The sequence below is a fragment of the Alphaproteobacteria bacterium genome, assembly GCA_040218575.1.
Classification (GTDB): Bacteria; Pseudomonadota; Alphaproteobacteria; order JAVJRE01; family JAVJRE01; genus JAVJRE01.
On the sequence record JAVJRE010000002.1, the window covers coordinates 90,340 to 116,869 of the forward strand.

27 protein-coding genes and 1 pseudogene are annotated in these 26,530 nt (G+C 67.1%); 9 read left to right on the forward strand and 19 right to left on the reverse strand.

The window, feature by feature from the left end; translation table 11 throughout:
• Positions 1-23 precede the first annotated feature (23 nt).
• The 9 genes and pseudogenes from RIE31_01985 (at position 24) to lnt (ending at position 6,673) form a co-directional block, all read left to right on the forward strand.
• Positions 24-632 carry an SCO family protein gene (locus tag RIE31_01985; protein ID MEQ8639371.1) on the forward strand — a complete coding sequence of 203 codons (609 nt, stop codon included), beginning with the start codon at positions 24-26 and terminating at the stop codon, positions 630-632.
• Positions 632-1,054 carry a disulfide bond formation protein B gene (locus tag RIE31_01990; GenBank protein MEQ8639372.1) on the forward strand — a complete coding sequence of 141 codons (423 nt, stop codon included), beginning with the start codon at positions 632-634 and terminating at the stop codon, positions 1,052-1,054. The genes RIE31_01985 and RIE31_01990 overlap by 1 nt, the downstream gene beginning before the upstream one ends.
• Positions 1,051-1,710, forward strand: a complete 660-nt coding sequence (locus tag RIE31_01995) for a thioredoxin domain-containing protein (protein MEQ8639373.1) — start codon at positions 1,051-1,053, stop codon at positions 1,708-1,710. Before RIE31_01990 ends, RIE31_01995 begins: the two co-directional genes overlap by 4 nt.
• A gap of 31 nt (positions 1,711-1,741) precedes the next feature.
• On the forward strand, positions 1,742-2,206 hold the full coding sequence (locus tag RIE31_02000; protein ID MEQ8639374.1) for a copper chaperone PCu(A)C: 465 nt from the start codon (positions 1,742-1,744) through the stop codon (positions 2,204-2,206).
• On the forward strand, positions 2,206-2,832 hold the full coding sequence (locus tag RIE31_02005; GenBank protein ID MEQ8639375.1) for an SCO family protein: 627 nt from the start codon (positions 2,206-2,208) through the stop codon (positions 2,830-2,832). Before RIE31_02000 ends, RIE31_02005 begins: the two co-directional genes overlap by 1 nt.
• Entirely contained in the window at positions 2,829-4,202 is a 1,374-nt protein-coding gene (locus RIE31_02010) for a M23 family metallopeptidase (GenBank protein MEQ8639376.1), read from the forward strand. Before RIE31_02005 ends, RIE31_02010 begins: the two co-directional genes overlap by 4 nt.
• A 4-nt stretch (positions 4,203-4,206) precedes the next feature.
• Positions 4,207-4,659: a DUF411 domain-containing protein gene (locus RIE31_02015; GenBank protein MEQ8639377.1), complete on the forward strand. Its 453-nt coding sequence runs from the start codon at positions 4,207-4,209 to the stop codon at positions 4,657-4,659.
• An 8-nt stretch (positions 4,660-4,667) separates the two neighbouring features.
• Positions 4,668-5,153 (forward strand): signal peptidase II, encoded by a 486-nt coding sequence (gene lspA / locus RIE31_02020; GenBank protein MEQ8639378.1) that lies wholly within the window; start codon positions 4,668-4,670, stop codon positions 5,151-5,153.
• A 6-nt stretch (positions 5,154-5,159) separates the two neighbouring features.
• Positions 5,160-6,673, forward strand: a pseudogene (lnt, locus tag RIE31_02025) (apolipoprotein N-acyltransferase).
• An 18-nt stretch (positions 6,674-6,691) separates the two neighbouring features.
• On the opposite strand, the gene RIE31_02030 reads toward lnt, so the two are convergent.
• From RIE31_02030 to RIE31_02120, 19 genes are all read right to left on the reverse strand, one after another.
• Positions 6,692-8,872, reverse strand: coding sequence for a cation-translocating P-type ATPase (locus RIE31_02030; GenBank protein MEQ8639379.1), 2,181 nt, complete (start codon positions 8,870-8,872; stop codon positions 6,692-6,694).
• A 267-nt stretch (positions 8,873-9,139) separates the two neighbouring features.
• Positions 9,140-9,400: a hypothetical protein gene (locus RIE31_02035; protein ID MEQ8639380.1), complete on the reverse strand. Its 261-nt coding sequence runs from the start codon at positions 9,398-9,400 to the stop codon at positions 9,140-9,142.
• Positions 9,309-9,566 (reverse strand): hypothetical protein, encoded by a 258-nt coding sequence (locus RIE31_02040; protein MEQ8639381.1) that lies wholly within the window; start codon positions 9,564-9,566, stop codon positions 9,309-9,311. The genes RIE31_02035 and RIE31_02040 overlap by 92 nt, the downstream gene beginning before the upstream one ends.
• Positions 9,563-10,237, reverse strand: a complete 675-nt coding sequence (locus tag RIE31_02045; protein ID MEQ8639382.1) for a D-Ala-D-Ala carboxypeptidase family metallohydrolase — start codon at positions 10,235-10,237, stop codon at positions 9,563-9,565. Before RIE31_02045 ends, RIE31_02040 begins: the two co-directional genes overlap by 4 nt.
• Positions 10,238-10,305: 68 nt before the next feature.
• Positions 10,306-10,596 carry a DUF6127 family protein gene (locus RIE31_02050; protein ID MEQ8639383.1) on the reverse strand — a complete coding sequence of 97 codons (291 nt, stop codon included), beginning with the start codon at positions 10,594-10,596 and terminating at the stop codon, positions 10,306-10,308.
• 18 nt (positions 10,597-10,614) lie between these two features.
• A complete protein-coding gene (locus tag RIE31_02055) occupies positions 10,615-11,895 on the reverse strand; it encodes a hypothetical protein (GenBank protein MEQ8639384.1) in 1,281 nt (426 codons plus the stop codon).
• Positions 11,895-15,398 (reverse strand): phage tail protein, encoded by a 3,504-nt coding sequence (locus RIE31_02060; GenBank protein MEQ8639385.1) that lies wholly within the window; start codon positions 15,396-15,398, stop codon positions 11,895-11,897. The genes RIE31_02055 and RIE31_02060 overlap by 1 nt, the downstream gene beginning before the upstream one ends.
• A 66-nt stretch (positions 15,399-15,464) precedes the next feature.
• A complete protein-coding gene (locus RIE31_02065; protein MEQ8639386.1) occupies positions 15,465-15,929 on the reverse strand; it encodes an NlpC/P60 family protein in 465 nt (154 codons plus the stop codon).
• Positions 15,919-17,529, reverse strand: a complete 1,611-nt coding sequence (locus RIE31_02070; GenBank protein MEQ8639387.1) for a DUF2163 domain-containing protein — start codon at positions 17,527-17,529, stop codon at positions 15,919-15,921. The genes RIE31_02065 and RIE31_02070 overlap by 11 nt, the downstream gene beginning before the upstream one ends.
• Positions 17,526-18,128, reverse strand: coding sequence for a DUF2460 domain-containing protein (locus RIE31_02075; protein ID MEQ8639388.1), 603 nt, complete (start codon positions 18,126-18,128; stop codon positions 17,526-17,528). Before RIE31_02075 ends, RIE31_02070 begins: the two co-directional genes overlap by 4 nt.
• A 27-nt stretch (positions 18,129-18,155) precedes the next feature.
• The gene (locus RIE31_02080) at positions 18,156-20,645 is read right to left on the reverse strand and encodes a phage tail tape measure C-terminal domain-containing protein (protein MEQ8639389.1); all 2,490 of its coding nucleotides are present in this window, start codon (positions 20,643-20,645) and stop codon (positions 18,156-18,158) included.
• Positions 20,638-20,769, reverse strand: a complete 132-nt coding sequence (locus RIE31_02085) for a hypothetical protein (protein MEQ8639390.1) — start codon at positions 20,767-20,769, stop codon at positions 20,638-20,640. The genes RIE31_02080 and RIE31_02085 overlap by 8 nt, the downstream gene beginning before the upstream one ends.
• Before the next feature lie 98 nt (positions 20,770-20,867).
• Positions 20,868-21,305 (reverse strand): hypothetical protein, encoded by a 438-nt coding sequence (locus RIE31_02090; protein ID MEQ8639391.1) that lies wholly within the window; start codon positions 21,303-21,305, stop codon positions 20,868-20,870.
• An 11-nt stretch (positions 21,306-21,316) separates the two neighbouring features.
• On the reverse strand, positions 21,317-22,588 hold the full coding sequence (locus tag RIE31_02095) for a phage tail tube protein (protein MEQ8639392.1): 1,272 nt from the start codon (positions 22,586-22,588) through the stop codon (positions 21,317-21,319).
• A 39-nt stretch (positions 22,589-22,627) separates the two neighbouring features.
• A complete protein-coding gene (locus tag RIE31_02100; GenBank protein ID MEQ8639393.1) occupies positions 22,628-23,059 on the reverse strand; it encodes an acyl-CoA transferase in 432 nt (143 codons plus the stop codon).
• A complete protein-coding gene (locus RIE31_02105; protein MEQ8639394.1) occupies positions 23,059-23,718 on the reverse strand; it encodes a DUF6441 family protein in 660 nt (219 codons plus the stop codon). The genes RIE31_02100 and RIE31_02105 overlap by 1 nt, the downstream gene beginning before the upstream one ends.
• The gene (locus RIE31_02110) at positions 23,715-24,026 is read right to left on the reverse strand and encodes a hypothetical protein (protein MEQ8639395.1); all 312 of its coding nucleotides are present in this window, start codon (positions 24,024-24,026) and stop codon (positions 23,715-23,717) included. Before RIE31_02110 ends, RIE31_02105 begins: the two co-directional genes overlap by 4 nt.
• The gene (locus RIE31_02115) at positions 24,026-24,361 is read right to left on the reverse strand and encodes a DUF2190 family protein (protein MEQ8639396.1); all 336 of its coding nucleotides are present in this window, start codon (positions 24,359-24,361) and stop codon (positions 24,026-24,028) included. Before RIE31_02115 ends, RIE31_02110 begins: the two co-directional genes overlap by 1 nt.
• Before the next feature lie 109 nt (positions 24,362-24,470).
• Complete coding sequence (locus tag RIE31_02120; GenBank protein MEQ8639397.1) at positions 24,471-26,522, reverse strand: Mu-like prophage major head subunit gpT family protein; 2,052 nt, start codon at positions 26,520-26,522, stop codon at positions 24,471-24,473.
• Between the last annotated feature and the right edge of the window lie 8 nt (positions 26,523-26,530).

Below are 26,530 nucleotides of genomic sequence, written 5' to 3' on the forward strand. Positions count from 1 at the left end.
CGATCACATTACAGGCACACACGTTGAAACTTACCCTGTTACAGAAGGGCCTTTGGGCACTGGCAGGCGCAGGAGCCATCGCATTCGGATCGCTTTTGCTCTGGGCCGACTACCGCGGCGATTCCACGCGGCAGGCGCAGGAGCCCGCTTTCCGGGCCGATTTCGAGCTGACCGATCATCAGGACACAGTCCGGACCGACGAAGATTTCGCTGGCCGATGGCTGCTGGTGTTCTTCGGCTTCACGAACTGTCCCGACATCTGCCCGACGACGCTGGCAGAAGTTGCTGCGGTGATGGACGGGTTAGGCGAAAACGCATCTCGGATCCAGCCGCTCTTCATCTCAATCGATCCCGAGCGCGACACGCCCGAGGCGTTGGCGGATTTCGTGCCACGCTTCGACGCAGGCATCATTGGTCTAACCGGCACACCGGAGCAAATCGGGCAAACGGCGGACAGCTTCCACATTTACTACGAAAAAATAGAGGAGGCTGCGGCGCCAGACGGGTACACGATGGGCCACTCCTCGCAGCTTTTCCTCTTCGACCCGTCGGGCGGCTACGCAGCCTCTTGGCAATACGGCACGCGCGCCGAGGAAATTCTAGCTGACCTGAGAGAGTGGGTTGCTGAATGATGGGCAGGCTTTCAGGAGAAATGGCGCTGGCCGCCGCATGGATTGTCGCGCTGGCCTCGTCGCTTTCGGTGCTTTTCATCGGTGAGGTACTAGGCCAGGAGCCCTGCATTCTGTGCTGGTACCAACGCGCCTTCATGTTTCCGCTGGTCATCGTTCTCGGGTTCGGCCTGTGGTGGCAGGACCGGCGGGCGGGGCGTTACGGGGTGGCGCTGAGCTTTGGCGGCGGCGCTGTCGCTCTCTGGCATCTAGGACTTTATGTCGGCGTCATCCCCGAACCGATCCAGCCCTGCACCGCCACCGGCCCCTCCTGTACAGACGTCAATCAGGTTATTTTCAGCGTGCCGATTCCGCTTCTGTCAGTCATCGCCTTTGCGCTCGTCGGGGCCTTGTCGGCTGCATCCCTGAAGGAAATCCGATCATGACTCGCAAACCGCTCATCCTTTCCCTTCTCGCTCTCGGCCTCTCGGTCTTCGCCGTCGCGACTTGGTATGTGACCCGTCCCGCGCCGGTCACCGCGACCGCATCGGCTGCACCGGAGCATGCGGAGGCTTTGGTGCGGGCCTATTCGCCGATCTTGGGGCCGGAAGAGGCACCCGTGACCATCGTCGAGTTCTTCGATCCGGCCTGCGAAGCGTGCCGCGCCTTCTACCCGGTGGTTAAGGACATCATGGCCGAGCATGGCGACGCGGTGCGGGTCGTGCTCCGCTACACGCCGTTCCATGGAGCGGCGTCCGAAGAGTCGATCAGGGTTCTTGAGGCCGCGCGTATGCAGGACGTCTACGAGCCGGTGCTCGAGGCCATTCTGCGCGAACAGCCACGGTGGGCGTCACATGGTGCGCCGGAACCGGGGCGGATCCTTCAGATCGCCGGCAGCGCAGGGCTCGATGTCGAGGCCGCGCGAACGCAGATGCTCGCGCCTGATGTCGTGGCGATTCTTAACCAGGACCGCGCCGACGTCGAAACCATGGGCGTGCGCGGAACGCCCACGTTCTTCGTCAACGGTCGGCTCCTCGACCCGTTCGGCGAGGCCGAACTGCGGACACTTGTGGCCGAAGAGGTCGCAGCAGCCGGATCCTGAGCGACGAAAACACTAAGGCTGAGGATATGAGATGAACCGAATGATTTTAGCTGCGCTGGCGGCTTTCAACGTCGCGCTCGGAGGTCTCGGGTCCGCGTTTGCCGGATCTGAGGATGTCGTGGTCGAAGGCGCATGGGCGCGCGCGTCGATCGGCACCAGCCGCCCCGGTGCCGCTTACATGACGCTCCGCAACACGGGTAACGAGGCCGTGACGTTGACCGGCATCACGACGCCTATCGCCATGATGCCCGAGATCCACCGCACAGCTACGAACGATAAGGGCGTCAGCACCATGGCGCCGGCGGGCGAAATCACAATCGTGCCGGGCGAGAGCGTCGCGCTGGCGCCCGGCGGCCTGCACGCGATGCTGATGCGGTTGCAAGAGCCGATGAACGAAGGCGAGTCGTTCCCCCTGACGCTCACCTTCTCTGACGGAGGCGAGGTGGTGGTCGAGGTGCCGATACTGGGGCTGGGCGCGCGCGGGCCGGAGGGTTGATGCGGCGTCGCGCGCTTCTGGGCTACGGCGCAGCGGGGCTGGGCGCGCTCGGCCTGACGCTCTTCGCCGGCTGGTGGCAGGTGGATGGCCCCGGCGCGCCCGAACCTATCGGGCAACGTCCCCTGGCACTGCCGTCGATGGATTTCCGTCTGACCGACCACGACGGACAACCGGTGGGGCCGGAGACACTGATCGGGAGAGCCTCCATGGTGTTCTTCGGTTTCACTTACTGCCCTGACGTCTGTCCCACTACGCTGTCCGACATCACAGGCTGGCTCGACGCATTGGGCGAGGACGCGGAGCGGCTGAATGTGGTCTTCATCACGGTCGATCCGGAGCGCGATACGGCGGAGGCTATGGCGGAGTATGTCGGCTATTTCCACCCCGCGATCCGCGGCTGGACCGGGCCGGAGGCACAGATCGCCCGCGCGGCGGAAGGTTTCCGCGCCCACTATGAACGGGTGCCGACCCAGGGCGGCGACTACACGATGAATCACACGGCAAGCGTGTTCCTGTTCGACGCGGACGGGCGCTTCGTCAGCACGATCGACTATCACGAACCAAGGGAGATCGCGGTGCCCAAAATCCGCCGCGCAATGAATGAAGAGGCTCGGGGGGCTTCATGAAGCTGAGGTGTCGGCTCGCAAGTACGGGGGTGATGGGTTGCCTTGCGGTGACAGTTGTCACGGCATTCAGTTCGCTTGCTCAGGATTCTGCCTCACCCGGTCTTGCCGAAACCACACTTTGGACACCAGACCTCTTTGCCCGGCCGGTGCAAGTCGATGCACGCAGACTACGCCTGTCTAAGCAGCGCCAAGGCCCGGCTCCGCTCGTGGCAGCTCAGGAACTTGCCACTGCCGTGACGTCCAGTGCGCCCCCGCCGTCGGCCGAACGACAACTAACCACATGGTCTCGGGATATCGCTTCTGGTGAGACGCTTGATGCGGTGCTCGCCGACGCCGGGCTCGCTACATCCGACCGCGTCGAAGTGGCGTTGGCGCTCGGGGCGGAATACGACCTGCGGCGGTTACAGCCCGGTCATGCCGTCACCGTGGTGACCACATCGGACGGCGTGCCTCGTCGTGTGCTGCTGGAAGTGGATGACGGCGTGGTCATCGAAGCGGTATTCGGTGAAAGGCTGACAACCCGCGTCCTCACACCCGAGCCCGAACTCGTGCCTCGAGTCGGCGAGGCGGTCATCGAGACCTCGCTCTTCACCGCACTCGACAGCGCAGATATTCCGGCACGCTTCGCGGTCGATCTGGCGCAGATGCTGGGTGGCAACGTCGACTTCCGGCGCGACCTGAGTGGGGGCGAGACGCTGCGCTTGCTCTGGCGCGAAGCCCGCGTGGACGACGAAATTGTGGGCCAGCCCGAGATCACCTTTGCGGCACTCGATCTCGGCGACGTGCTCTATGAAGTCATCTGGCCCGAGGACGGGTCGGGCCGCGCCACGATTTATCGTGACGGAGAAGTGATGCGCGTCTTCGCCCAACCGGTTGAGGGCGCGCAGCTGAGCTCAGTCTTCGGGCGCCGTCGGCACCCGGTCTACGGTGATGTCCGCATGCACACGGGCGTCGATTTCGCCGCCGCACGCGGCACGCCGGTCCACGCCACGGCGCCGGGCCGCATCGCTTATGTAGGCTGGCGCAGCGGCTACGGCCGCACGGTGGAAATCGTCCACGGTTCGGACACGGTGACTCGCTACGCGCATCTGAGCGCGGTGCCGGAGGGCCTCGCCGCAGGCCAGCGGGTCGCGGCCGGCGACCTGATCGGGAATGTCGGCGCGACCGGCACCGCCACTGGGCCGAACCTCCACTACGAGGTCCTCATGGATGGCCGCCCGACCGATCCCCTCTCTGACGACTGGCTCGCTGGAGCAGCACAGACCGCGGCGCACGACGAAGATGCGGGACGCCGCCTGCAAGAGGCCCGCGCCCGCCTCCAGGACCTCTTGGCCGTCGGGCCGGCAAATCCACCGAATGAAAGGATCTGACCGCATGCAACCGTTTGCAGCGCTACTGGCCGCCACACTCGTCCTCGCGCCCGCAGCTCAGGCCCTGGCGGAGGCGACCCCGATCCATGTTCGCAAGACCAATGGCTGCGGCTGCTGTCTTGCTTGGATGGATCATCTTGAGGAGAGCGGCTTTGCGCCCACGGACGAGAACATGTTCGCCGGGCTGCTCGTCCGTTACAAGCTCGACAACGGCGTGCCGCAGCGCATGGTCTCCTGCCATACAGCGGAGATCGAGGGCTACATCGTCGAAGGCCACGTGCCCGCCGCCGACATCCGCCGCCTGCTGAAGGAGCGCCCCGATGCCCTCGGCCTCGCCGTTCCCGATATGCCACTCGGATCTCCGGGCATGGATCAGGGGCGCAGGACCGAAGCGTATGACGTGTTCCTGATCCGGAACGACGGCACGACCGAGATCTTCGCGAGCTATCCCGGATAGTGACAACCTTGAGGCATTTCAGACGAACCACGGGCGTTGGACTTTTTGCAGCGACTGTCGCCCTGGCGATCGACCAGCTCAGCAAGGTACTTGTCGTGCTCTCGGCAGACAAGCTGTCAGCCGGCGTACCGGTCTTCCCCGGTTTCAACCTCGTCTTTCTGCGCAACGACGGCGTGAGCTTCGGCATGTTCGGTGGGTCGGCGCCATGGCTGCTGGTTGCGCTCGCGCTGTTGATCTGCTGCTGGCTCATGGCGGTGATGCTGCGCACCCGGAACCGGATCGAAGCGGCGGGCTGCGGGCTGGTCATAGGCGGTGCGCTCGGCAATGTCGTCGACCGACTGCGTCGCGGCGCGGTCACGGACTTTCTCGATTTTTACGTGGGCGCTTGGCACTGGCCGGCCTTCAACCTCGCGGATACCTTCATCTTCTGCGGGGTCGCGGCACTTCTCATCGTGGGTCCGCTCGAAGCGCGTCTCCGGCACGGCCGGACCTGAGCCTCGGTGTCGGCCGCCGACCTCTCCAGGCCGAAGCCGGCCGGTCTTGCCGCAAGGCTCGCCCTTGCGTTTGGGGCCGGGGCGGCGTCCGTCCTGACCCTGCCACCTTTTTCCCTGCTCGCCCTGGTTCCGATCGCCTGGTCGACCCTATTCGCCTGTCTCGCGGGCCTTCGGCCGCGCCGGGCCGTCCTGGTGGGATTTGCCTTTGGCCTCGGCAGTTTCGGTCTGGGCCTCTCATGGATCGCCGAGAGCTTTTATGTGGATGCGGAGCGCTTCGGCGCGCTGGCGCTTCCCGCCGTCGCCGCGCTCTCGACCGGCCTTGCGGTGTTTCCTGCACTCGCCGCCGCCGTGTTCGCGCGCCTGTCACGGCATGTCGGCGCCGGCCTTCCTGCCGCGCTGCTGCTGACCACAGCCTGGACCGGCGCGGAATGGCTGCGCGGCCATTTGCTGACGGGATTTCCCTGGAACCTGCCGGGCTACGCAGCCGCGGACTTCGACGCATTGCGTCAGCCGGCAGCCTGGTTGGGAAGCTATGGGCTGAGCTTTCTTGTCATTCTGACGGGCGCGCCCGTCGCGGCGCGTTCGTCGCCGCCTTCGTTCTGCCGCTGGCAATCTGGGCGGCAGGCACGGCGCGGCTGAGCGGACCCACGCCGTCGTCCACGGGCATTTCCCTGCGCATCGTGCAGGGAAACATCCCACAATCCGAGAAATGGGCGCCCGGCAGCCGCGAGCGGACGCTTGAGACCTATCTTCGACTGTCGACGCGGCCCGGCCGTTTCGACGTGCTTCTCTGGCCCGAGACTGCTTTTCCGGGTTTTCTGGACGAGGATGCCGCGGCGCGGGCGCGCATCGCCGATAACCTGCCTGAGGACGCCGTGGTGTTGACCGGCGCGCCAGACCGGGTCGAGGATGAGGGCGGCACGCGGTACTTCAATACGATCCAGGCCTATGATCGGCGCGGCGAAGTCCTGACCGGCTATTCCAAGAACCATCTCGTCCCTTTCGGCGAATACGTGCCCCTACGTGATTGGCTGCCGCTGCCCCGCATGGTCGAAAGTCTAGGTGACTTCTCACCGGGATCCGGACCGCGCACGCTGGCATTGTCCGGAGTACCGCCGGTCGCCCCGGCCATTTGCTACGAGATCATCTTTCCTGGCCATGTGATCGACGGGGTGTACCGGCCCGACTGGATCTTCAACGCCACCAACGACGCCTGGTTCGGCACCACCTTTGGTCCCGAACAACATCTCACCGCGGCGCGGATGCGGGCGGTGGAGGAAGGACTGCCAGTGATCCGAGCGGCAAATACAGGCATCTCCGCGGTTATCAACGCGCACGGGGACGTGATTCGACGGCTCGATCTCGATCGCGCCGGCATCATCGACGCCGAACTGCCACCCGGATTGCCCCGGACGCTCTACGCCCGGGTCGGCGATCTGGTGCTGCCGTTGCTGATCTTCTCGGTATGGCTGGGCGTCGTGGTCGGCGCGCGTGTGCGTGCCTTCGGCGCCCACGCCTGAGCGACCCCGTCGCGCGAATCAATGGCCGTGGGCAAGCGCTCCTGCGGCCACGCGGTCGCCAATGCCTTCGCCCCCTACGGGAGGCGGGGCATCCGGGTCGGCTGCGTTCAGCAAGCGCAGGGCATTGGCCACGACGAGCAGCGACACGCCCACGTCGGCGGCGATCGCGCCCCACATCGAGGCCATGCCGAAAGCAGTCAGCCCAACGAAGAGCGCCTTCGTCGCCAGCGAGAGTCCGATGTTCTGGCGGATGATGCCGATCGTGCGGCGCGAATGGCCGATGAGCCAGGGAACCTTCCCGATGTCATCGGTCATCAGCGCGATGTCCGCCGTCTCGATGGCTGCGTCCGAGCCGACCGCACCCATGGCGACGCCATAATGCGCCCGCGCCATGGCGGGGGCGTCGTTCACCCCGTCGCCGATCATAGCCACCATGTCGTGCGACGCGACCAATTCCTCGATCGCCGCGACCTTGTCCTCGGGCAGAAGCTCGGCGCGCACCTCGTCGATACCGACCTCGGCGGCGACCGCGCGCGCAGTGCGTTCGTTGTCACCGGTCAGCATAACGATGGTCTTAACGCCCTGGGCGTGCAGTCGCGTTACGATGCCCTTGGCGTCAGGGCGAATGCGATCGCGCAGTTCGAGCACGCCGAGCACCCCGCCGTCATCGCCCACCACGACCATGGTCGCGCCGGCGCCCTCGATCCGCTCGCGCAGGTCAGCGGGGATCGCTTCGGCAAACCCTTTCTCGGCGGCGAATCGGTCGGAGCCAAGCCAGACCGCACGGCCCCGGAACCGGCCTTCGAGGCCGCGGCCCGGCACAGTGCGGGTATCTTCGGCGGCGGTCAATTGCGGACCGGCGCGGTCCAGAATGGCGTGCGCCAGCGGGTGCGAGGAGCGCGCCTCGAGCGATGCAGCGACGGCGAGCAGATCGGCCTCCGACGTGCCGCCGAGCGGATGCACGGCGGCCACCTCGGGCTTGCCTTCCGTGATCGTGCCGGTCTTGTCGAGCGCCAGCGCCGTGGTGCGCGCCGGTGCCTCGACATAGGCGCCGCCCTTGATGAGCACGCCGGCCCGCGCCGAGGCGGTGAGCGCCGCGACGATGGAGACCGGCGTCGAGATCACCAGCGCGCAGGGGCAGGCGATGACCAGAAGCACCAGCGCGTTGTAGAACCAGAAGCCCCAGGCCCCGCCCGCGATGAGCGGCGGCAGTAGCGCGATGGCGATCGCCAGCGCCATCACGGCGGGGGTGTAGACACGGGCAAACCGCGTCACCCACTGCTCCACCTCGGCGCGGCGGGAATGCGCGTCGCCCACCATGCGGACAATCTTCGCGAGCACCGTGTCGGACGCGGGCTTCGTGGCGCGCACCGTCAGCGTGCCCTCGCCGTTGATCGTGCCGGCATAGACGGCGTCGCCCGGTTCCTTGGGGACAAGCGCGCTCTCGCCCGTGATCGGCGCCTGATCGACCGCGCCCGTGCCGTCCGTCACCTCGCCGTCGAGTGGGATGCGATCGCCACCGCGCACGACAAATCGGTCGCCCACGGCAACCCGTTCGGCTGGCACGACCGCCTCGGTCCTGTCGTCGCGGATCACCCGCGCCGTGGGCGGGGCGAGATCGAGCAGCGCCGCGACGGCATTGCGCGCACGCCCCACGCTCCAGCTTTCGAGATAGAGCGAGAGCGCGAAGAAGAAGGCCACGGTCGCCGCCTCGAAGAACTCGCCGAGCCCGACCGCGCCGGCGACGGCGACGACCATCAAGAGGTTCATGTCAGGGGAAAGACGCCGAGCTGAGGACCGTGCCTTGGGCGCGACCAGCCAGACGCCGAAGAGGATCGCGAGGGCGAACAACGCCACCTCGGCCAGCGGCATCGGCGCCTCGCCGTGGCCGGAGAACAGACCGATCGCGCCACCCATGCCGGTTTCGAAAATATGGTAAAGGAAGCCCGCCGCCCAGAAGCCGCCGCTTACTGCGGTGAACCGCGCCTGACGCTTCAGATGAACGGCGCGGTCGGTCTCGGCATTGTCCGCATCCCATGGACGAGCGCTCATGCCTGTGCCGGCGACCGCCTCGACGACACGGTCGTCAGAGACATCGCCGGCCGTGTCGAGCACCGTCATGCGCCCGTTGATGACATCGAAGGCCAGATGCTCGGCCCCGCCGACCACGGGACCCACGATCCGGTTGAGGATCGCCACTTCCTCGGCGCAGTCGAGACCACTGACCTGGAAACTGCGCCCCCGGTTCGGGTCGGGCCGCGCCGGCGCGACATCGCCGCAGGCTGCCTTCGCGCCGCAGCAAGTGCGGGCGGGTTCCGCTTCGGTCTGCGGATGCATGTCGCCGTTGTGACGGTCGCGATGGTCAAGTGTATCAGACGACATGGCAAGGACCCTTGGTTCGCTCAGGTCCTCGAAACATAGTTCCTACAGCAACTAGAGATTCAAGGGGCAATGTGAGAGAGTCTTTCACTGGGAGATGCGACACCCCCGCGCCTGATCCCGCATCACGGCGTAGTCGCTCAGCATCTCGGCGATGGCGGACCCGCTTGGCAGCAGATCGAGCTCGTCGGCGGCTCGCGCCTGGAACGTGCGGCTGTACTCGACCACGGGCGGACAGAAGGTGACGACGCGCGGCTCAGAACCGCCCGTCGCGCAGGCGGTCAGCAAGCTCGCCGCGATCATGAGGACGGCGAGCCGCGGCGTCCAACATCCGGCGCTGCACGTCATTGGCCTTCTCCATGGTTTCGAGGCGTTCCGCCAGCCGCCCGGCGCGCTCGCCGGCGCGGCGGATCGACAGCAGGAACAGGATGACGGTGAAGGCGAGCACGCCGTACCGCAGCGCGGCACGGGCCCATGGGCTGGCGGCAATCCCGGTCAGGAGCGCGGAGATCATCGCCGCCCCCTCTTCCAGTCGTCGATGCGGGCATAGATCGCGACAGCGACGCCGGCGAGCGCCACGGCGATGAACACCCAGCGTAGCGTGTCGAGGTAGGGCACGAGCGGCAGAATGGCGGACTGGGTCTCGGCCAGGACGTTCTGCGCCACCTCGACGCCCGCGGCGCCAATCGTCGCCACACCTGCGGCGCCGCTGCCTTTCATCGTGCGGCTCTCCGCCAGCACCTCCCGCACGGGCGGCGCTTCGGCGGCGAACGCCGTCGCTCGCACCGGGAAACGTTCTCCCCACTGCCGCGCCGGACCGAGATCGATGTGGATGAACCCCGAGCGCGGGTAGAAGCCGAATCCGAGGAAGCCGACCGCCCGCGCCGCCTCCTCGAAGGCGACCGGGTCGTGATTCGCCATGGCGATGTCGAAAGCCGCGCCATCCATGTGCTTCGAGCGCGGCGCGCCGCCGACGGCGCGGTTGTGTGCCGGACTGCGGTAGGCCGAACGGACGATGAGCGGCTTGCCAAGCCTGTCGCGCAGCGCCTGGAGCTTGTCGAGCGCCTCCTCGTTGATCCGCAGGGAGCCGCTGCCCCGGCAGGCGATCTCAGCAGGGGAGAAATTCTTCCAGCGCCACGAGCGCTCGGGCACGTCGCGCCAGTGATTGAAGTAACTCGTCGTCATGGGTGGTCTCCGGGCACAAAAAAACCCGCCGAACGGCGGGTTGGTGGGTTTGGGATCGGTGGCGGCGGTCAGGGGCCGTTGCCAAACAGCTTCAGCTTGATGGCGATGCCGGCCATCAGGGCGAGCAGGATGCCGGAGGTAATCAGCCGGACGGTGGTCTGGACGGCCGTGCGCTTGGCTAGCCGAAATCCCGCGAGCAGCGATCGCAGGTCGCGGATGTCCTCTGCGGCATCCTGGCCATCAAGGCCAACCTCATGCAGGGCGCGCCGCGCCCCCGTCTCCGCCGCGCGCTCCAGCAGGGCTTCGAACTCGGCAGCCGGCAGGGCGATCAGCGCACCGCTGTCTGGTTCCTTGTCCATGACCCAATCAGGGAGTGATCAGAGGACCAGCGAGCCGGCCAGCGTGAATCCGATCCCGGCGAGCGTGGCGTCAGGCGTCGATGGGGCGACCACGCTGAGCACCTGACCGGGCTCCAGAACGGTCTCGCTGGTGGCGATGAAAGTGGCGCTTGTGGCGGTGGCGGTGAAGCGCATGGTGGCGCTGCTCACGCCGTCGACCCGAATGTCGAAATCCGTCTGAGCGGTTGCCGCGGCCTCGGCACTGGCATGGCTTCCGGCAAGATCAATCTTCAGCCGGGTGCGTCGCGCCACCGGGACCCGCGCGATCACCTCGTCCGCTGCCGGCTGCCCGGCCTTGTAGCCGGTGACGTCGGCCGGGGGATCGATCGCATCCGCGGTCTCGACAACCTCGATCGCCAGCCACGTGCGCTCGAGGCCACGCAGCTCTCCGGCTGTGCCGACATAGACGGAGAGCTCGAACCAGTCGCCCGCCGACACCGGCAGGACCGCGCTCGACAGATTGCGCATCTGGTTGGAGTAGCCGCTGTCGCCGCGCACGATGACGGCGCCGCCGCCAAGCGCGCTATTGCCGTTCTTGCGCACCTCGACCAGCTGACTGGTCGGCGATGTCTGCCACTCGATGTTGCCGACGATCCGGACCTTCGTCACCCCGGCGGGAACGGTCAGGCGCGAGGGCTGGCCGGCATCCCAGAACGCGTCGCTGTCGTACTCGGCGCTTTGCCATGGCACGGCGACATAGGCGCCGGTCGTCGTGACGCTGAAATTGGTCGAGCGTCGCAGGAGCGCGCCCCGGAAGGGCAACAGAGCGCGGTTGAAGATGCCGACGCCTGCGGCGCCCCACGCGGCTCCATCGAACTGGAGGACGTCGCCATTGGCGGCGCCGGCGATGGAGACGTCGGTGAGATCACCCAGCGCGCCAGCGCCGCCGCCGACCCCATAGAGATCGCTGCCATTGCCCTGAACCAGCACCGTCGCACCCGGAACGATTATGGCCTCCGCGCCGGAGCCCGCATATTTGGCGCGGACGTCCTGGCCGCCACTGGTGGCGTTTCGGATCGCGAGCCGCCGGTGATTGGCGGGCAGCGTCAGGATCCGGGATGCCGTCAGCGTGCCAGTTAGGATGATCAGGCCGTTACGGTTGGCTTGGGTACCAGTCAGCGTCAGGTCGGCGTCGGCCATCGCCAACGACAGTGCCTGGTTCATGGCGTTGTCGAGGGCATCGACCGCGTCGTTGATCGTGACCTCTTTCTGGTTCTGGGCGGCCGCGACATGGGTCACGGCCAGATTGGGGCTGGGCATCAGTTGATCTCCAAAGTGACGGTGCGCGGGAAGCCGCGGCCCGCGACGGCGCTGATTTGGAAGACGGCGACGGTCAGGGACGACGGGACCGCACCGAAGTCGGCGAGGATGTCGGCATTGGCGTAGACGACGTTTGGGCTCGTTGCGGTGAGCGTCCGCTTCACCACTCCGCCCGGGGCGGAGAGGATGTCGATCTCGTAGGCCTCGGAGGTCTCGCCGAGCGGGACGAGGCCGGTGCCGTCCTTCAACTCGCCACCGATCCGGGTCCGCCGCACCCAAGAGAGGCTGATGTTGGCCGGACTGCCGGTCAGAGCAGCCTGCACGTTCCAGGGCGCGTAGGGCTTGAGGTCCCGGCCGGTATGGCTGGCGACCAACGTTTCCGCATCCTCGAAGATCGTGCCGAACCCAACCGCCCTCCAGGACCGGGGGAGATCGAGATCGCCGAGCGAGGTGACCATGGTCTCGATATCGTCGGGGTCGAGGAGGACAAACAACTCGCCGGCCTCGTGCCCGTCCACGAAGACATCGGTGCCACGTCGGCCACGCAAAAGCCCGGACAGGGTGTAGGAGCCGTCCGGGTTCAGCGTCACGTCGCGGAACTGGATGATCTCGGGCTCGCCGTTGGCCTTGAGCACGAGGGCCGCGTTGGCGCCGCTGAGCATCGAGTCCTGTGTGACGCTCTCCAGCCGCTCGGCGCCGGTGGTCATGAACACCGTGAGGCTGTTCGTCTCATCGGTCGCGAACGGGGATGTCGGCGTGCCGAGGGCATTTGCGGTGGCGCCCCAGGCCGCCTCGCTCAGGGATCGCCCGACCTGGGCCCACGCCGTGCCGTCGGCGCTGCGGTAGAGAGAGGCACCGGGCCAGCCCGGGCCTCCGAAGCCGCCCATGAGGTAGTAAAGCCGCGACCCCGACCCGCCGGTGTCATCGGTGTCGCGCAGCAGGGACAAGTCCGGCAGGATCAGCCGCGTCGCGGCCTGACTGCCGACGATCTGGACCGGCTTGCCGGAGCCGCCATCGGCAGCCACGTTGGAGACGTAGGTAGCGGCAGCCTCCGAAACCCCCTTCACCGCGAGCGAGAAATCGGCCCCGACATCGAGACGGGTGATGCGGGTCCGGAAGGTCGAGCCCGAGGCAAAGACCACGTCGACGACATCGGTGGGATCAAGGCGCAGCCAGTCAGCCGGCAGTTCGGCTTCGTAAGTGCTGCGTTCGATCCAGGCGCTGTAGAGCGTCTTGGCGGCGATCTGCTTGGCCGTCGTCGCGTCCAGCGCAAGGGCCAGCTCTACGCTGGACTGGTTGCGCGAATGCATGGTTGGCAGCGGCAGGGAAGTGCGCTTTTCGCTCTGCGTGCCCTGCTGGTAGTCGACGCCGCGATCCATGTAGACGACGCTGACCCGTTCCGGCAGTTCGACCTCCTGCGTGCGACGCTCACGCCAGCTTTCGCCGGTCCGCTCATCCAGCGGCAGCAGAAGATCCGCATCGATGGTCGCGGCGGGCGATCGTCCCCGCGTCCGGAACCGCAGGGCGTCGTCGCTTTCAGCGGCGTCGAAGAAATAGGCATGTGCCAGCGGCTCGATGGCGCCTCGCACGGTGGTCTGCCGGCCGATGACATAGCCGGGAACCGTTGCTCCGAGGTCGGCGACGTCGATATCGGACAGACCGAGGCCGGCACGCGCGCAGAGGTTGGAGACGATTCCCGAGAGCGTCTCTCCGCCGCCACCGCCGCGGTTGAGGAAGAGCTTCGCCCAGCCTTGGCTGCCGCGCACCAGATGCGTATCGGTGACGGCGTCGTAGACTTGGGCGCCCTGCTCGCTCACCGCATTGGGCCAGAGCTCGTTGAGCACGATGGCACCGGTCGCGGTGTCGAGCTGCACGACTCGGGTCGAGCGCATCACCGTCCAACGCTGGCCCCTGAGACGACACTGGCCGAGGAACGGGCCTTCGTAGTTGATTTGGCTCGGAACGGCCGTCTTCCAGACGATACCGGTGTCCGCCCGCCATTTGAGGGTGTAGACCGTCCCGCCCGAGCCGCCGTTCGACACGCGGACCTGGAAGATCACGCTGTCATCGGTGGTGTCGTAGGTGAGGCCGCCGGCACTGCTGTAGAACCCGGTCGCACCGCCCTCGATCTCCGCCGGGCTGAATGTCGCCATCTTCTCGAAGGTGACGCCGAGCGACTGGCCGGTTAGCGCATCGTACCGGGCGAGCGCCGAGACCCGGATGCGGTAGAGGCCAAGACTCCCATGGTTCGTGCTCGTCCCGCTGCCGAGGATCCAGCCGTCCCCGAACCCTTCGCCGACGGCGCCACCAATGACGCCGCGCACACGCGGCTCGGTCACGGTTTGGCCGGCGCCCCAGACGTAACCCATAGTCTCGGCGCGCAGGAGACCGATGTCATCGAACAATGAGCCCGTGAGCAGGCAGTCGATGCGGCCGGAGGGCCCATAGGCCGAGACCATACCCAGCCAGCTCGTTGCAACGAAGCGGGTTGTGGAGTTGGACAGGCCGGTGCTGGAGAAGCCGAAGCGGCCCACCTCCTTCAAGGCGTTGGGCTCGACCCGGATGATCGGACGCGAGTTGCCCGTACCGACGGTCATGTAGAGATGGCCGTCCTCGCCGCAGAACAGCGTGCCAGGGAAATTGTTGGGCGTGAGGCTGGTCACGGCCGTCATCCGCGCCTGCCGGTCCTCCTTCATGGTCCGCAGGCTGAAGCGGCGGATCCCGGCTTGCGCCGCGTTGATGTCGCTGTCCAGGAAGTAGCCGTATCCGCGCCGCCAATCGACGGCCAGGTCGTCGATCTGGTAGCTGCCGAAATATCCGCCTTCGCCCGTCGTGATGAAATCGAGCAGCTGGTAGGGCTGCTGAGCCGCCCGCTGGTAGGTGATCTCGGCCGTGATGTTGGGGATGCGGTTGCCGAAGTCCGCGAGCGCCAGATCTTCGAAGACGATGGTGGCAAGACCCCGATGGGCGGGTGCACGGCCCGCGCCGACGTGCGTTTCGATCAGCGGATCGGCCAGCTGATCCTCCGCCCCGGAATGGAAACGGAACTTGAGATCCGGCTTGGCGACGTCGGGGCTCGCGCCGGTCTTGTCGTAGATGAGTTTGCCGTCCGCCCAGATCCGAAGCACGTCCTCGGCCGGCCCTTCGCCGAAGCTGAGGGCGAAGGACGCGAAGTAGGAATACGTGACCGAGGTCTGGGTGGCTCCGCCGCCGCCCTTGCCGCCGGAGCGGGTCCGGGTGACGTTCTGCTGCTCAGCTATGCCGGAGGACCAGATCATGTTGCCGGCCATGCGCAAGGTGCCGTAGCCGACGGCGATCGATGCGCCATAGGCGGACGAGGAAACGGTCAGATCGCCGAGCCGCGGTCCCTCGGTGGTGACGTTCTGTCCCTTGGCAGGAAACAGAAGGCTGCCGACCACCGAGCCGACGAGCCAGCCGGCCTGCCAGCCGATGCCGACTGCGGAGCCGAGCGCGGCCCCGCCTGCTGCGACGAGAATGGCCATTGAGCGGTCTCAGTGAAAGTGGGAGCCGGTTCCGCGTCCGAAAACGCGATACGCAAAGTCCCGAGGTCAGGATCCAGGAGAGCGAAAGCGAAATGCGAACTTGATCTTGGCCGGCCATTCGCCGGCATAGGGTTCCTCGATCACCTGCCTGCGCGTGGCGTGCGCGTGCAGGAGATGCGGCCGTCCGAAGCGTTCCGTCAGAAAGCCGCAGTGGCAGGGATAAGCTTGATCGGCGAAGACGAGGACGTCGCCGGGCCGCGCTTGCGTGACGGCGATGCCGTCCATGTGCCCGCGAAAGTGTTCGACAAAGCCCTGTCCCTGCGCGCGGCGCCCATAGACCGTGCTGTCGTAGTCGGCGAGTTCGAGCGCCCGCGCCACCAGCACCACGAGCCCCGCGCAATCAACACCGGCGCGGCTTCGCCCCTGGTGGCGCCAGGGAACACCCAGCCATGTTCGCGCTTCGGCGACGATCGCATCGGCCAGATCCCCGATCGCGGTGGCGGTCGCTGATGGTGGGCGGTCAGCGTGCATCGGGATAACTCATCATGGCGTCCTGGCCCGGCACGTAAGGTTCGCCGCGAAAGTTCAGGACGTTTGCGAACCGGTCGATGCAGGTGTCGAGCCGCTTGTCGCAGCCGGGATGAACGCGGAAGGCGTCGCCGGGCTCGATCGCGTATCCCATCGGCAGGAACAGCTCGATCCGCCCGCTGCCTTGGTTCCAGCCTTTGACCTCGATGGAGCGACCGGCATTGGCGCCGGTCTCCCAGGTCAGCACACCGCCAGCAAACCAGCCATCAACCGCTCGCGGTTCATCGAGTGTGGCATTGAAGACCGCCCGGTCGATGACTGCCGTCACGACGCCCGACCGGCTCCAGGCTTCTTCGGCCTCGAACACCGCTCCGCCATCGGCGGTTTGCGCGCCGACGGTGGTGTCGAAACTCGGCTGCTGAGCTGCGGTCGTTCCGGCGGTCACGCAGCGATAGACGCGGTTCTCGAAATCCGCGGAAGTCGGTACCGATGCCGTCGTGTCCGTGATCGTGGCCACGACGGCGTCGAAAGCCGCGTTCGACTGGCTGCCAGCCGCGAGCTGGTGCAGGAGCCGGAAGCGGAGAAACCTGGTTCCCACCGGCAACTGGGCCTGCGAAACGCCCCGCTGAACCCAGCTGTCTTCGGGCAGGATCACCTCGAAGCCCGTGTCGAGAAGCGTTGAGAGCAGGTTCGACGAGCCGTCCAGAGCTTCGATGACGACCCGCCCTAGATCGTCCGGGAACGAATTCGCCCGGCTCACCGACGCGTCGAGCCGGTAGGCGTCTCCGTCGATCTGCAGTGGATCCAGTCCCGATGTGACGAGGTCGATGGATTGGGTCAACTCCCCCGATGCCGAGCTTCCGCCCTCAAGGTAAGAGCTCCCAGTCGCAGGCGTCAGGCTGCCATTGCCAGCGTCGTGCACGTCCCAGTCGCCGGACACCTTCGTCCATCCGGTGGGCGTGAAGCTGGACCCATCGCTGGCACCATCTGCCTCGAAGCTGCCGTTGACGATCGGCAGCGGGAAGCTGACCGGCGTGCCGGTCGTGCGCACGCGCACCACGTCACCGACGAGGTACGCCGTCGATCGGGCGATCTCTGTCGGGTTTGCCGGCACCTTGCAGCGATGATCCCCGAGATCGGCGCGGCATTCGGGGCTGTAGAGTTCACCGATGCGCTGCTGCAGCGCCTGGGTCATGCCGCGCAGCTCGGTCCGGAAAATGCCCTGCTCGGTCAGCACGACCTCGCCGAACCAACCGCGGCGCACCCGAAGAGCGCCCATGGCGGGGTCCGCCCAGTTGACGAGGAAAATCCGCACCTCGGCCTGATCGAACAGACCGGCGCGCAGCTCCTCCTCGGTGATCGACGCGCTGTCGAAGACGCCCTCGACGTCGAGATTGTCGACGCTCAGGCTCGCATCGTTGGCGATGGCCGTGCGCGAATAGCCGGAACTCGCCTTGTAGACCTTGCCTTCGAACGACAGATCGCGGTCGTGGTCGGTGAAGAAGAACTCCTTACCGTCCAAGCGCGAGATGCGCCAGCAGGTGGCGAGCGTCGTCACCGGTCCGGCGATGTGCGCCGCGAGGGCTGCCGAAGTCGATTTCATGGTCTGATCTCCAGCACCGGGATCTGGCCCCAACTGCCGAGCTGATAGGTTTCGATCGTGAGGTCCATCTGATCGCTGTCGAAGCGGACGGGCACGTCGAACTCGAAGTCCGCCGTCACCTGGACGCCGGATACGGGGGCGACGGTGAAGGTCACGAGCCCGGTCGCCGTGTTGACGCTCCAGCCGGAGACTGCCTCGACGCCGTCGCGGTAGATCTTCACCGTTCCGGGAACGGGCTTGGTGATGACCCGGGTCTCGACCTCGCCGCCGCTGGCGTAGGTCTTCACGAGCTGGAACGTCTTGCTCGCGCCGTCGCCTTGCCCGATCAGCTGGGCCAGCGCCTGATAGTCGGTCCAGTCCTTGAAGCGGAAACCGTAGGCACGCCCGCGTCGCGCGCGAAAGAAGGCGATGAGGGCGGCCACCTGATCGCGTTTCTTCAGGCCGTGCGCCACGTTCCATTTGCCCCGCGCAGCGGCCCAGTTCGCGTTGCGCCGCTCGTGTCCCGAAACCGTCGTCACCACGGTGGTCGAGTAGCCGGGGCCGCCGGACGCCCCGTAGGAGATGTCCGGCGGGAACTGAACGTCGTGAAAGCCGCTCATCTGTCGATCCGTCAGAGATTGCCCAGTTCAGAGATTACGTCGGGCCCGCTCCATGGCGCGGGCGGCGTCGGCGGCGATCTGCCCTTGGGCGTAGCGAAAGCTGCCCGCGTCCGGGGTGGAGATGTTCATCACCACGTTGACCGGTGGACGGGTTTCGCGTGCGGCGCCGATGGCGGCGAGCTGAGCCCGCGACAGCACCATCTCACCGCGCTGCAGGATCGCGGGCACCTCGTCGGCACGAAGCCCCGCGAGGCCACCGTCGTGGAAGCGCGGCGCACCCGCAAAGGCGAATGCCGGGACGAGCCGCTGCTGAGCGGACCCCCCGGCGACGCCGCCTTGATGGAAGATGCCGGCGAACAGCCCGCCTCCGCCGCCGAACAAGCCGCCGAGCAGTCCTCCGCTGCCTCCGCCGAGCGCATTGGCCAGTGGCCCGAGGATCGCGGAACGAACCGCGATGCGGGTGATGTCAGCCAGAATGCTATCGGCGAGCGCCTTGAAGTCGATCTTGCCGCCGGTCACGAAGTTGGCGATGGAGTCCTCGGCGCTGCGAAAGGCGCTGGTGAGAGCGCTTCCCAGCCCCTTGCCCCAATCCATCGCCTCGCCGGCATAGCGGGACAGCTCCTCGCGAACCGCCGCCCAGCCGGTTGCCGCCTGCGTGGCCGCCGTTGCCGCCGCCTCACCGGCGGCGCGGCTTGCTTCCGCGGCGCGCGCGGCGGAACCGGCCGAGCCTTCGCCATCTCCTGCGGCATCGCCCCCGGTGCCGCCAATGGCTGCAAAGGCTTCATCGAGGCGCTCCGTCGCCCCGGCCGCATTGTCGATTTCGGTATTCGCGCCCGCCATGGCCTCCCGGAGCGCCGCGATGGACGCGAGGGGCGCGCCTGCCAGCTCTCCCAGCGCCGTCGCCGTCTCTCGCGCGTTGTCGGCGGCAGCGCGCGCATCCTCGGCGAAAGCCGAGAGACCGAAATCCGGCGTCGCGAAGGTATTCGTCTTGAACGCGGCGGCGAAGGCATCACGCGCTGCATTGCCAGCCCGGCTCGCGGCACCCGCAAACTCGTTCTCGATCCGGCCGAGATCCACGTCCGGCACCAGCTCGATGGCCTGCTCGATGCCAATCGCCGCCAGACCGGCATTGACGCCTTCGAGGAGCGCGTTGATGCCATCTACGGCACCGTTGAGCATCGACTCCAGCCCGGCGATCAGCGCGTTCGCCGCCTGGATCGTCAGATCGCCGATCGCCCGAGGCAGGTTGCTCCAGATGACGACCATCGCATCGAAAGCACCCTCAAACGTACCGATGGTGCGATTGCCGAAGGCGACGACGGCCTCGAGCGACGCCTGTAGCGCGTCGGCAATGCTCGCCTGAATGCCGCTCCAGGCGGCGTCGATGCGCGCTTTCAAGACGCCGGCCAGCAGTCCGATCCTGTCCCAGACCTCGGCTGCCACGTCACCCAGAAGGCCGAGTGCGGCGCCGAAGCCGCCGGTCGCCTGCACCAACCGACCGAACTGGTAGATCAGCTCACCTGCCGCCACGACGAGCGCGCCGATCCCAGTGCGGATCAACGCGCCGCGCAGAAAGACCAGCGCGGTGGCAAGGCCGCGCACCGAGGCGGCGGCCACGACCATGCCGGCGACCCAGCGCCCGGCGATGAAGGCGGCGAAGGCTGCGGCGATCGAGGCGAGGCGGCCGATGTTGTCGAACAGGAGCCGAATGCCCTGACCAAGCGGACCGGTCGTGCGCGAAATCGCCGCCAGCGCGTCGGCGACGGCTTCGAGGGCCGGGGCGGCGGCAACGGCAAGCTGGTTCGACAGCCCGCGCCAGATCAGACCGAGGCGGGAGATCGCATCGTTCGTCCGCTCGATCTGATCGGCGTCCTGCTCGGAGACGACCACGCCGAAGTCGCGAACGTCCTGTGTCGCCTGCCGAAGGGTCGTCGTGTCGATCCGGGAGATGGCGATGCTGCCTTCCTCCCCGAACAGCTGCCCGGCCACCGCCGCACGCTCGGCCGCGGGCACGAAGTCCTCGATCGCCTGATTGATCCGACCGACACGCTCGTCCAGCGGCAGGGCCAGCAAGGCCGATGCCGAAAGCCCGAGCCGTTCGAGCGCCGCGACGGCAGGACCGGTCCCGGCGGCCGCCTGGCTGAGACGGCGCGTGAGGTCCTTGGTCGCCTGCTCGATGCCGGACATCGAGACGCCGGCCAGTTCACCGGCGCGTTCGAGAACCTGAATGCTCTCGACGGTGGTTCCGAGCGACTGGGCGAGCTTGGCCTGTGCGTCGACGACCTGAAGGCCGGAGCGGATCATGGCCGCAGCGCCCGCGGCGAAGGCGGTCGCCGCGGCGGCAGCCGCGATCTGCACGCGCCGATAAAAGGCCGCGACACGGCTGTTCGCAGCGTCCATCTCCCGCGATAGCCGACGGAAGCCTTGCTCCCCCGCGTCGCCGATACCCTGCAGCTCGGCACGGACTTCACGCCCTCCGACCACGGCAAGGCGAACGGAGACGCGTTTCTCAGCCATCTTGATCAGTTCTGATTTGCGCGTTCAGCCCGCGCACCATCATGCCCTCCACCTCGGGCAGCAGTTCCGCGCAGACGAGGGTGTCCACTCCAAGCGCGTGCGCGCAGGCGAGAGCGGCCGTCATGTCGAGGCCGAGGATCGCACCGGGGACGGCGCGCAGCTGCCCCGTGAGCTTTTTGGCGAGATCCCAGACCTGCCAGCCTTCGACCGTCTGCGGACGGTTCAGGACGGCGGGACATTCGCCGCAAATGCCACGGCAGGATCGGCAATACTGGTCGCCCCCGCTGAAGTGCCATTCGGCGAGGGCGCGGAGCCGTTTTTTTCCGCTTCCAGCAGCAGACCCTTGGACACGTAGCGGAGCTGGAACGCCTCGAAGAGCGGCAGGATGTCCAGCAGCGCGTCGATACCTTCCGGTGTGACCGGGACGGGCTCGCCCTCGGCGTCGCCCACCCCTTCCCATTCCAGCACGACCAGTCGAGCAAGAGCCTTGGCCATGGTGACCGCGATGGTCTCGTTCGATGCATCTTCGGGCAGGCTGGTGACGGTCGGATCGCTGCGGGCCGCGGCCATCAAGGACGTCGTCAGCGGACCGACGCGAAGGCGCACGCCGTGGCCGAGATCGAGCCAGCGCGGCTCGCGGGAAAGATCGAGACGGATCATGGAGATACTCCTTATGCGTAGCTGGTGACGTCGTTCAGGAGATGCGCGCGCAGCATGGTGGTTTCGCCGTCATCAAAGGCGGCGCGCCAGTCGAAGCTCGCCTCGACCCCGCCGGGGCCGGAAACGGCGTATTTTGGTTTCGGCAGGAAGACCCGCGGCAGTTCGAAACGGAGCGCGTAGCCTTCCGGGAAGGTGAAGCCGTATTCCAGAGCGACGGGATCTCCATCGGCGGCTTCGGCCACCAGCGTCGCGCCATCGAAGCGCACCGACATCGACCCTTCCGCCGAGGCGAACGTGGGATCGGCCGCCTCGATCTTGCCGTCCTCGCGAATGACCCGGACGCGTTCGAGATTGTTGGAGAAGGTCAGACTGCCGCCAGTGACGCCCGCGAGCGCCGCACCGCCGCGTCGGATGAAGCCGCGCCCCTGGCTGAAGCGCCGGAGCGCGTAGGCCGTCGGATTGGCGTCGACCGTCGCCGAGAAGCGTTCCTCGCCTTGGGCCACGAGCTGGAGACGGGCATTTGCCGGTCCCTCCTGACCCATCTCGAAGTTCAGGCTCTCCATCACCGTGCCGAGGTGACGGAAAAACACCGGCGTGGTGAGCCTCGGGTGGCCGACTTCGATCGTGTAGCTCGGAATGTCGTCTGCGCCGCTCTCCCAGACATGAGCATAGCCTCCACCGGTCAGCGTGGAGCCCGAGACGCTCGCCGCCGAAGCCGCGATGGTGAAGGCGTTGCCAGACGGGCCTGCCGTATCGAACTCGATCGTCAGTGTCTGCGTGCTTGCCGGCCGGGAGTAGCTGCACTTCGAGACTTCCGCATCAGCCGAGGCGTTGAGGTCGCTGACCAACTGATCGACGGTCTGAGTAGCCGTTCCCTGGATCTGCGTCTCCTCTGCGCCGGCAGTACCGGAGACGAACGTCCAGACCGTACCGTTCAAGGTGACCGTGTCGCCCGCCGTGGGATTGACGGCGAAGACGATCGAGCCGCTGGCGCTCGTGGGCGTGGTCACCGGGTCTCCGAACAGGCCCGTCAGCCAGAAGCCCGTTCCACGCAAGTCGAGCGGGATGTCGAGCTGACCCTCGTCGGTGATGAGGCCGCGATAGGGATCCTGCGCGTTGCGCCCGCGTCCGAGCAGCGGGTCGTCCCCGAGCGGCTGGGCCGAGGAGAGATCGGTCGATTTGAAATCGAGGCTCTGATAGCCGGTGAGCGGCGCGACCCCGTAGCTTGCCTCCCGGCACGCCTTGAGGGTGGCGTCCGCGCCATATGCGCGCGCCTTGGGCATGGATGACTCCCGTCTTGTCGTGATTGGGTCGTGGTTGGGTCAGGGGGTGAGCGGATCGCTCACCAGGTATTCGATCGTGACGATGATCCGGGCGGTCAGCATCGGCGGCGCTCCTTCGAGAGCGAGCGCACCCGTCTCCGGGGCTGACGGCGTCAGGTTCTCGGCGAGCCCGCCGAGAGTCTCATCGACACGCAGGGCGGTCCCGATTGCACCCAGCAGCTGATCGAGCGCCGATTCGCCGCCGCCACTGGGATCTCGCGGCATATAGACTTCCAGCTCGACCCGATGCGCGTAGAACTCGGTGCGGGGGTTAAGGGTGATGTCGGGTTCGCCTGGTTCGCCGTCGCGCAGGATGACGAGACCGGCGGCGGGCACCTTCTCGGGCAGCACCTCGTTGCGCCGCACCGGCGCAGCCAACTGCCCCGCGAGAACAACCGCGAGTGCGGCGAGGATCTGTTCACGTCGAGACATCAGCGGCTCCCGTCCCCGTCAGAAATCCAGTTGCGCACGACGAGGCTGGGCAACCGGATTACCCAGCGATCCGCGGCGCCGGCGACCTCGAGGCGCTTGCGGACCGTGACCTGTGGAACCAGGATGAACATCGGAACGGTGACCAGTCCTCGGCCCGTCCGAAGCGCGGAAGCGCTCGCGCGCGAGAAGCCACCACGCTTTCCTGTCCGGGCACGCATGCCGTCAGCGACGAGTAGAGAAGCAGCATTGCGGCGATAGACGAAGCGCAACCGTTGCCCGGTCCGTCGCTCCCATCGACCGGGCGTGATCTTCCGGCCGCCATCGCCATACCGGCCTGCAGCCGCCGTCGGGATCGCGAGGAAAAAGCCGTTCTTCGACCGAATGGTCGCGCCGTCCTCGTAGATGCGGATGATGCCCGGCGCCTTGGACCAGACGAGGCCCGCCGCCCGGATGCTGTCCTCGCCCTTGGGAAAGACCTCGCCCCGCCAGGTGCGCGCCAGCCGAGCACCCAGCCCCGCCGAGGTGACCTGCGTCCGGAGCTCGGTCTTCAGCCCGTCGGTGGCTTGAGTAATCCCAATGGTAACGGCCTTCTCGGCGGCCTTGACCTCTTCGGACATCAGCTTGCCGAGATCGCCGATCGTGGTGACCGAGAACCTCATGCCTCGCGCAGCTCCGCCGTCCAGATCAGTCGCTCCGGATCCCGGCTCGGCTCTCCCTGGACGACGTAGGAAACGCCGTCGAGTTGGAACCCGTCGCCTTCGGCGAGCTGCGGCGCATCGGCGACGCGAATGTCGAGCAGCGTCGTGGCGGCATGAAGCCGGGTCTCGCCGAACTCGAAGACCTGGTCCGGTCGGCGTAGGACGACCCGGACCGGGACCGCGCTGCCGCCCGAGGGCGTGAAGGAGGCCTCCCGCGCCATGTTCGGGTCGGCGAACAGCGTCTCGAACGCAGCGGCGATGGCCGACATCAGAAGCTGCCATTCAGGCGTACCCGCCCGATCACGTCGCCGGCACCACCGGCGACGGCTTCGGTCGCTACGCCGATCAACGTGTTGGCGGTGGCGGTCTTCGTCGCCTCCTTGTTGGTGTTGTCCCAGTAGACCTTGTCTCCGGCTGACCAGGCCTGGGACGCGACCTTCTTCAAGTCGAAGACGCCGATGAGCGCGGTCTCGACGGTTGCGCCACTGGCGGCATCCCCGGCGGCCACACCGAAGACGGAGCCGACGAGCAGGCCGTCGCCGGACGCAACGTCATAGGGCGCGGACAGGGTGATCGTGTTGCCGGGTTGGACGTAGTTCTTCATCGCGTGGGTCCTCTTGAAAGGCGAAGGGCGGCTCCCCGCAGTCGAAGGCCTGCAGTACGAGGGGTTCCGCCCGTCTCGTCAGGGTTCAGATGTCAGGGGGTGGTCCGGCTTATGCGCCCGGGTTCTTGTAGAGACCGCGCCAGTCGATGGCCTTGGCGCCGAAGTCGAGGCGGCACTTGATCTCGACGCCGTCGACGTCGAAGCCGTTTCGGGTCTCGATGTAGGCGCCCTGCTGGCCTTCGAGATAGGCGTACTCGATCGTATCGATCTGGTTCGGCGAGGCGGCCAGATACCAGGCGGTCTCGCTCGCCCCGTCGAGCCGCGGCTCGGCGATGGGTGCGAGCGTCCGGATCGACTGCGGCACCACATTCCCGCTCTGCGCGGGCACAAGGTTCTGCGCCACCAGCTGCTCGGCCTTGAGTTCGAGGGCCGCCGGCACGATCAGGAAGGCGGGGCGGATGTTGAGCACCGTCTTCTTGTCGAGCCCGGTCTGCTTGCGCATGGCCGCCCGCGCCGCGCCCACACTGTCCACGCCGAGGGCTGCGCCGGTGCCGGCGAGGTTCTTGTGGTTGGCATGGAAAAGCGCGGTGCCGTCCGCCATGGCCGGATTCGAGGTAACGATGTCCCAGACCACGTCGGACTCCAGCTGGGCGATGGCGTTGCCGTACATCGCCGGGATCCGGGTGAAGGCGTCGAGATCGTCGTTGATCAGCACCTGCCGGGTGATGGCGACCACGCGGCCGTATGTCTCGATGCGGTAACTCTCCTTCGACTCGCCGAGCGTGCCGCGTTTGAACTCGCCGCTCTCCCCCACCTTGAGAAGCTGCGGTGCCTCACCCAGCTGGACCCGGTGCATGGCCTTGAAGTCCGTGGCGAGCACCTGGCGGCAGAAGAGCGGGAAGGTTCGCGGATAGGCCTCGTAGGCCTGCCGGAGCGTCTTGTTAGTGACGGCGGCCAAGATCTCGGGGAAGTCCGAGGTCGAGTGCAGGGCGCGGGTCGCCACCTCGTCGCGCGACAGCCCGCGCGTGCTGGCCCCCACGGTCTCCAGGCTCTCGCGGGCAAGCTCCATCAAGGTCATGCCCCGATACTCGCGGGCCGCGTCTTCCAGCGGGAACAGCGTCGGGCTGTAGCGGTGCAGCAGCGCGTTGGCGACGGCCTCGCGGCGGGTCACCGTCGCATCGCGTCCGCCCAGCGGGACCGAGACATGGCCGAAGGTCCGGGTCTCGTCGGACTGTGCGGCGACCTGGTCGAGGATCAGGCGGCGCGCCTCGTCGATGGACACACCGCGCTTGATCAGGTCGTCGGCGAAGCCGCGCTCGAGGTGCAGCTTCTCGGCAAGGCCGTGGATCGTGGAAACGCGCTCGCGCTCCTGCGCACGGGCCTCGGTCACCAGCGCATCCGTGTCGACGCTGCGGGTCTGCTCCTGGGGCTTCGGATCGGGTGTGGCCTTCGGCTCGCTGCGGGCGCCCGTCTCCTTCGGCTTCTGCCGGAGTTCGGCGTCCTTCGCCTCGGTCGCCTTTTCCGCAGGCGCGTCGGTCGCGTCGCGGGTCTTCTCGTCGGTCTGGTCGGTGTCGTGCATCACATTGGTCCTCTGCTGGATTTGGCCTGCGGCGCTGCGATGCAGGACGCAGTCATGGAGGTTTTGGTTGGCGCGGAAGCCGGCGGCGGGATCGGCGCCCACCGGCACGGCGGAGATCTCGAAAGGAGTCCAGTCGACCGCGCGCCAAAGCTCGCGGCCGCCCTCGGGCTTCGAGACCTCGTAGCGGTGGACCTGGTAGCCGATGGAAACCGCGCGGATGTGCCCGGCCTCGATGTCGCGCCAGATGTCTCCGACCGCATCGCGCTCGGAGATCCGGATCCGGGCGATGCCCTGCCCGTTCTCGATCCGCGCGGAGCCTGGCACGACCGAGCCGATCACCGCATCGAGATCGCCCGCATCGTGCACCTTCAGGAACGGCGCGCCGTTGTTCAGCCGTTCAAGCCGCACATGGTCCGGCGCCATGCTCAGCTCCTCGTCATGCGGATCGCCGAAGAGCGAGAGACGCCGCACCCGGGCGCCGGTCGACCAGATCACCTCGACGCTGCGGGCCTCGGGATCGATCGTGTTCGGGGACAGCTCCGCCGCTCGGCGCAGGGCCGGCAGTTCGATCATCTGCTCCATCAGGATTT